The organism is uncultured Thiodictyon sp. (assembly GCF_903828115.1).
Taxonomy (GTDB): domain Bacteria; phylum Pseudomonadota; class Gammaproteobacteria; order Chromatiales; family Chromatiaceae; genus Thiodictyon.
This window is the reverse complement of sequence record NZ_CAIKKU010000504.1, coordinates 1-6,043: the sequence shown is the minus strand read 5'-3', so window position 1 is coordinate 6,043 and position 6,043 is coordinate 1. Positions and strand designations below refer to the sequence as shown.

Genomic DNA, 6,043 nt, shown 5'->3' with positions numbered 1-6,043 from the left:
CCCGGCCGGGTTGGCCGCCAGCGCATAGCGGCGGTAGGCCTCGTCCGAGCGCCCGGCGGCGAGCAGGATCTCCTCGCAGGCGCGCGCGACGACGACGGGGCTATCGTTTGAACCCCGCGAGGCCTCGGCGTAGCGGATCGCCGCGTCCGTCTGCCCCATGGCGGTCAGTGCGCGCACGCCGTAGCGTCGGTCGTGCCACCAGAGGAAGGGGGCAGTGTCGATCAGGTCCAGCAGTTCCTGGTGACGCCCGGCCGCCAGCAGGCAGGACAGACAGGCCGGGGTGCCGCGAAAATAGGCCCCATGCGGCTCGCTCCAACTGCGCTGCACCAGCGCGCGCAGTTCATCGGCCGCCTGGGAGGCGCGCGCCGGGGTCCCGCAGAGTTCACCCCAGCGCTCACTGACCTCCGTGAGGAAATCCACCCCATCCGCTTGCACCGCCGTCCACAGGCGCGTGAGCCAGTCCTCGCGCAGGTCCGCGGCGGCCGGGGCCGCAACGAGGAGGTCGAGCAGCGCATGCACGGTCTTGCCGACCGCGTTACCCAAGGCCCCGGAGGAACTGTCGATCTGCTCCAGTGCCGGCCACAGCTTCTCCATCAGGACGATCGCCCCATCGGCCGCCACCAGCGGGTCCTGTCGGCTGACCGCCTTGATCTCCGCTACCGCCTCCTTCAGGCGTTGGGCGGCCAGACTGGAACCGCGCCAACTGAAGCCGCGGGCGCGCAACCGTGGGCGAAAGGCCCAGGGGTAACTGGGGCGCTTCATGTGGTCAGGGTGCCGATGACGGCGACCGTCGGCAGGCACTCGCCCGGTTCGCGGCGGTTCGGCGCGACCGCGAGCGGCCGGTCGATGATGGTCTCGCAAGCGGTTGGAATCGTGCTCATCTCATGCTCAACAACGGTGGTTGGCGGTGGAGTGGGCGAGGCGGGCGGATCGCGTTGGCCGCAGGTCAGGCGCAGTTTAGCGCGGAATCTTGGTGCTTCCGCCGCGGACGCCGTGGTCGGTTACCCGGCTCTTGACCGCCGAATCGCGCGCTGGGGTGTCGGGTATCGACATGAAGACCGATTCAGGTCTCGGCGTCACTGCGCATGGCCCGCCTCTGCCAGGTCCTGCCGGTGGTCGGCGCCGCCATGCACGCCGCACCGTCAGACCCACTGGCCACCCCAGTCTCCAGTGCCCAAATCCGGCATGGCGGCAGACAGGGTACGGTTTCAGGTACGATGGGTACATCCCAAGAACGACCAGCCCCGGGCCTCCTGCGTGCACCACGATTTTGACCCGCACCCGAGCGATTCCTCTCATTTGTTGCGGTCGGTGACGGACATCCAACGATTGCGCGGCGCCCGCGTGACCGGGTGTCCGGTGCCATGAAGGTCCTCCACGCCTTCTGGCTGCCCGAGCCCGGCGACACCTTCGTTCAGGCGGGCGCGTTACGACTGTGGGTGGAAGTATCGCAGCGGCAGCCCACGCGCCGCACCAACGCCATTGCGCCCCATCCCTTTCAACTGCCAAGAGCCGACTGGCCCGCGCTCTTGGACCTGTTGGGCGCGCCGCACGCGGCCGTCGAGACCTACCCCGTGCAACTGCCCAGCGCGGCGGATGCCCCCTTGCCGTCACCGCAATTGGCAAAGTATTGGGCCGACGACCTGCTGGAAGCCCAGGCCGTTCTCCACCCCTGGACCCTGGACTGCTACCGTCTGGCGAACCCCATCAAGCAGTTGAGCGACATGCATTTCCTCGCCTTGCACCAGGCCGGGGAGGTGCAGCCCGGCAGCGACTTCCTGTTCTGGTATTGGTTCACCCAGGGGCTCAAGCGGCTCCTGGTGCGGGATCAGTACCTCCCGGCGCTGGTGTACCGCCAAGACCCGCCCCCCAAGGGCAAGCGCAAGCCACTGCTCTATGCGGTCTATGGGGCCTGGCAGTGGGCACCGGAACCCTTTGATCAGTTGCTTGCCCAGGCCAGCGCGTGCATGCCCCCCGTCTGCGCCGCCGGCCTGGATGGATTGGCGCAAGGCGAGACGCTGCTGCGTCACTGCGCCGAGGTGTTGCTCGATGGGCTGGTGCGCCAGACCCCCTGGCCGGCGGCGCTCACCAAGAAGACTGACCGCACCCTGTTGGCGGCCTGTCTCGCCCCGGCGCCGACACTCTTGACGGCGCCCGGCACGGGCCTGGACAGTTACCGCCAATGGCAGGGCTGGCGCGCCCGCATCACCGGCACCGCCCAGGACGCGGCCTGCACCCTGGGCTTCCAACTTCTGGAACCGCCGGACGGCGGTCAGGACGACTGGGCCTTGCAGTTCGTCGTGGTCCCGCGGGATGATCCGTCGCAGCGCCTGGCGCTGGCCGACTACTGGTCCGAACCGGCCGCGGGGCGAGCGCGGCTGCGCCGCCAATTGGGCCAGGACTTTGAACGGCACCTGTTGCTCAGCCTGGGCCTGGCCGCACGGGTCTATCCCAGGCTCTGGGCCGGACTGGATACGGCCGAACCACAGTCGGTGGCCCTGGACCTCGATGCGGCCTTCGGGTTTCTCAAGGAGATGGCCTGGGTGCTGGAGGACGCCGGCTTCAAGGTCATCGTCCCGGCCTGGTGGACCCCGCAGGGGCGGCGGCGGCTTAAGATTCGCCTGCGCTCCGCCCCGCGCAAGTCCACCAGCCGCGCGGCGGCCGGCACCAGCGGTCTCACGCTCGACAACCTGATCCAGTACAGCTACCAACTCGCCATCGGCGACCAGGAGGTCACCGCGGACGAGTGGCGGCGCCTGGTCGAGGCCAAGGCGCCGCTGGTGCAGTTCCGCGGGCAATGGGTCGAACTCGACCGCGACAAGATGCAGGAGATGCTCGCCTTCTGGCACCAGCACGGCCAGGAGATGCCGGAGCTGCGGGTGCAGGACCTCCTGCAGCGCACCGCCGAGGACGACAGCTTCGAGGTCGACCACGACGATGCCCTGGCCGCGCTGCTGGAGCAACTGCACGACCCCAGCCGCCTGGAGCCGATCGCCGCGTTGCCCGGGCTCAAGGCCGAGTTGCGCGACTACCAGCGGCGCGGCGTCGCCTGGCTCCACTATCTGGAGCGTCTGGGGCTCAACGGCTGCTTGGCCGACGACATGGGCCTGGGCAAGACCATGCAGGTCATCGCCCGCCTGGTCATGGAACGCGACGGCGCGGACCAGCCCCCGCCGACCCTGCTCGTCGCCCCCACCTCGGTGATCGGCAACTGGCAAAAGGAGATCGCGCGCTTTGCCCCGCAGTTGTCGACCATGATCCATCATGGCCCGGACCGGGAGCGGGACGCGGCGGCCTTTGGTACCCGCGCCGCGCGGCACGCGATGGTCATCACCTCCTACAGCCTGGTGCGCAAGGACCAGACGTTGTTTTCCGCCATGGACTGGCATCGCGTGGTCCTGGACGAGGCCCAGAACATCAAGAACCCCCAGGCCGAACAGAGTAAGGCGGTGTTCAAGCTCCCGGCCCGCCACCGGCTCGCCCTCACCGGCACCCCGGTGGAAAACCGTCTGACCGACCTGTGGTCGATCTTCAACTTCGTACACCCCGGTTACCTGGACACCCAGGCACGCTTTCGCAAGCGCTTCGAGATCCCGGTGCAGCGCGACCACGACCCGGTGCAGACGGCAACCCTCAAGCGCCTGGTCGCGCCCTTCATCCTGCGCCGGGTCAAGACCGACAAGGCGATCATCGCGGACCTGCCCGACAAGGTCGAGGCGCTGCAATACTGCCATCTGAGCAAGGAACAGGCGGCGCTCTACGAGGGTGTGGTACGCGAGGTGGAGCGCCAATTGGACGAGAAGGAGGGCATCGAGCGCCAGGGCCTGATGCTCGCCACCCTGATGAGGCTCAAGCAGGTCTGCAATCACCCGGCGCAGTTCCTCCAGGACGGCAGCGCCTTCACCCCGGCGCGCTCGCACAAGCTGGAGCGTCTTGCGGAAATGCTCGAGGAGGTCATAGCGGCCGGTGACAGCGCGCTCATCTTCTCCCAGTTCACCGAGATCGGCGCCCAGCTCGATCACCTGCTGCGGCACGACCTGCACTATCAGACCTATTACCTGCATGGCGGCACCGCGCGCACCAAGCGCGAGGCGATGATTGCGCAGTTCCAGGACCCGCGCACCGAGCCGGCGATCTTCATCCTGTCGCTCAAGGCCGGCGGGGTGGGCATCACCCTGACCAAGGCCAGCCACGTCTTCCATTTCGACCGCTGGTGGAACCCGGCGGTCGAGGATCAGGCCAGCGACCGGGCCTTCCGCATCGGCCAGGAAAAGAACGTCTTCGTCCACAAGTTCGTGACCCTGGGCACCCTGGAGGAGCGCATCAACGAGATGATCGAGGGCAAGAAGGCCCTGGCCGGGGCCATCGTCGGCAACGACGAGTCGTGGCTGGCGCAGTTGGACAACGAGCGCTTCAAGGCGCTGATTCGTCTCAACCGTGACGCGGTGGGGGACTGAGCATGGCCGGTCCCGGTAAGACCTGGTGGGGACAACGCTTCCTGGCGGCCCTGGAAGGCTTCACCGACAGCGGCCGCCTGGCCCGCGGTCGCGCCTATTGCAGCGACAGCCGCATCCTGAAATTTGACCTCGCCGACGCCGTGGTGACGGCCACGGTGCGCGGCAACATCAATCCCTATTACGGGGTCTACAAGGAGCCGCGCTACACCACCAAGATCCAGATGACCCCCATCCCGGCGCCGGATTGGCAGAAGGCCATCGCCTATCTGGGGGGCCGCGCCGGGCTCGTCTGCAAGCTGCTGTTGAACGAGATGCCGGACACCATCGAGGCGGCCTTTGCCGACGTCAAACTCCCGTTGCTGCCGCGTGACCGCAAAGATTTCCGGCTGACCAACTGCTCCTGTCCGGACCACGCCAATCCCTGCAAGCACATCGCCGGGGTCTACTACCGCCTCGCCGCCCAACTCGACCACGACCCCTTTCTCCTGTTCGAGCTGCGCGGCCTGTCGCGCGCGGCCCTGCGCGAAGCACTGAGCCGTACCCCCTTGGGCGAGGCCCTGGCTGGCGTGGTGGACGATCAAGCCTTGCCCTTGGTCGCCGCCGACAGCTACTACACCCGGCCGCTGCCCGCGCCCGCGCCCCCGGATTATCGCTCCTTCTGGCAGGGTGGCCGACGCCTGCCGACTGAGATTGAACCAGCCACCCCGGCCGCCGTGCCGGGCATTCTGGTCAAAAAGGCCGGGGATTTCCCCCCGTTCTGGGACCAGGACGGCTCCTTCATCGCGCTTATGGAGGAGGTCTATCTGCGCGTGCGCTCGAAGAATAAGGATGCGTTATAGCCCCTTGTCGTAGACCTCATGCGCGTCGGGCGTCGGCGCGCCTCGTGGTGATGCTGAGGGCGGCGCGCATGCTGGGCTGGGACTTGCAGCGCCGAGGAACCAGGGGCGCCATCATTCCTGTTGCCGGGAGTTGGCTATCCATTCCTCGAACCACTCGGTCAATGCACGGGGCTCGCCCAGGCCGGCGAGTTGGCGATCGATGGCAGCGTGGTTACCCCACACCACGTCGGCCAAGGCGCCGCCGGTGACGCGGGCTTCGAGGTCATGGCAATAGAGCCCCAGGTGACGTTGTACATAGAAGCCGTAGGTGCGGCAGGCCACCGGGCGCTGGGCATAGACCAGACAGGCGTTGGACGTCCGGTCCAAGAGCGGGCAGACAACCGGTCGTGACCGCTGGCCGACCAAGGCCGCCAGGTTCCGACGGATTTCCTGAAGCGGTGGCGGCGCGAGCGCGGCGAGGCCCGCGCGCAGCAGGTCCCATTCCGCTGCCCTGAGTTGGGGTACGTCGGCGAGCGTCCGGCAACAATTACCGCAGCCTTTGCCGCACGGCCAGTCGGGATGCTCCCTCCGGATGTCTCGCACACGCGCGTCGATCTCGTCATGGAGTCAGCAATTCCCGGCGAGATTTTTTTCCTGAGAAAACAAGGCTATAAATTTTCTTCAGAAAGCGTTTTTCCGGATTCTTAACTCTGCTAAAATAGCCATTGCGGGCTACCCGCAATGCTTCTATTTCTGTTATTGCATTAT

Annotated in this window: 4 protein-coding genes and 1 pseudogene; 2 read left to right on the top strand and 3 right to left on the bottom strand. The window is 67.1% G+C overall.

All coding sequences use genetic code 11. From position 1 onward, the window contains the following. A pseudogene (locus QZY48_RS18440) lies at positions 1 to 762 on the bottom strand (hypothetical protein); the annotation flags it as partial. Continuing rightward, the gene (locus QZY48_RS18435; RefSeq protein ID WP_295433875.1) at positions 759 to 881 is read right to left on the bottom strand and encodes a hypothetical protein; all 123 of its coding nucleotides are present in this window, start codon (positions 879 to 881) and stop codon (positions 759 to 761) included. The gene QZY48_RS18435 and the pseudogene QZY48_RS18440, both read right to left, overlap by 4 nt. 483 nt (positions 882 to 1,364) lie before the next feature. Here QZY48_RS18435 and QZY48_RS18430 point away from each other — a divergent pair, with 483 nt between their 5' ends. Beyond that, positions 1,365 to 4,457, top strand: coding sequence for a DEAD/DEAH box helicase (locus tag QZY48_RS18430; protein ID WP_295433872.1), 3,093 nt, complete (start codon positions 1,365 to 1,367; stop codon positions 4,455 to 4,457). Between the two features lie 2 nt (positions 4,458 to 4,459). Continuing rightward, positions 4,460 to 5,296 carry an SWIM zinc finger family protein gene (locus tag QZY48_RS18425; RefSeq protein ID WP_295433868.1) on the top strand — a complete coding sequence of 279 codons (837 nt, stop codon included), beginning with the start codon at positions 4,460 to 4,462 and terminating at the stop codon, positions 5,294 to 5,296. A 111-nt stretch (positions 5,297 to 5,407) separates the two neighbouring features. On the opposite strand, the gene QZY48_RS18420 is transcribed toward QZY48_RS18425, so the two are convergent. Continuing rightward, positions 5,408 to 5,878 carry a YkgJ family cysteine cluster protein gene (locus tag QZY48_RS18420; RefSeq protein WP_295433865.1) on the bottom strand — a complete coding sequence of 157 codons (471 nt, stop codon included), beginning with the start codon at positions 5,876 to 5,878 and terminating at the stop codon, positions 5,408 to 5,410. Between the last annotated feature and the right edge of the window lie 165 nt (positions 5,879 to 6,043).

Coding starts and splice junctions, on each gene's coding strand:
- QZY48_RS18425 (WP_295433868.1), top strand. CDS start 4,460: ATGGCCGGTCCCGGTAAGACCTGGTGGGGACAACGCTTCCTGGCGGCC.
- QZY48_RS18430 (WP_295433872.1), top strand. CDS start 1,365: ATGAAGGTCCTCCACGCCTTCTGGCTGCCCGAGCCCGGCGACACCTTC.
- QZY48_RS18435 (WP_295433875.1), bottom strand. CDS start 881: ATGAGCACGATTCCAACCGCTTGCGAGACCATCATCGACCGGCCGCTC.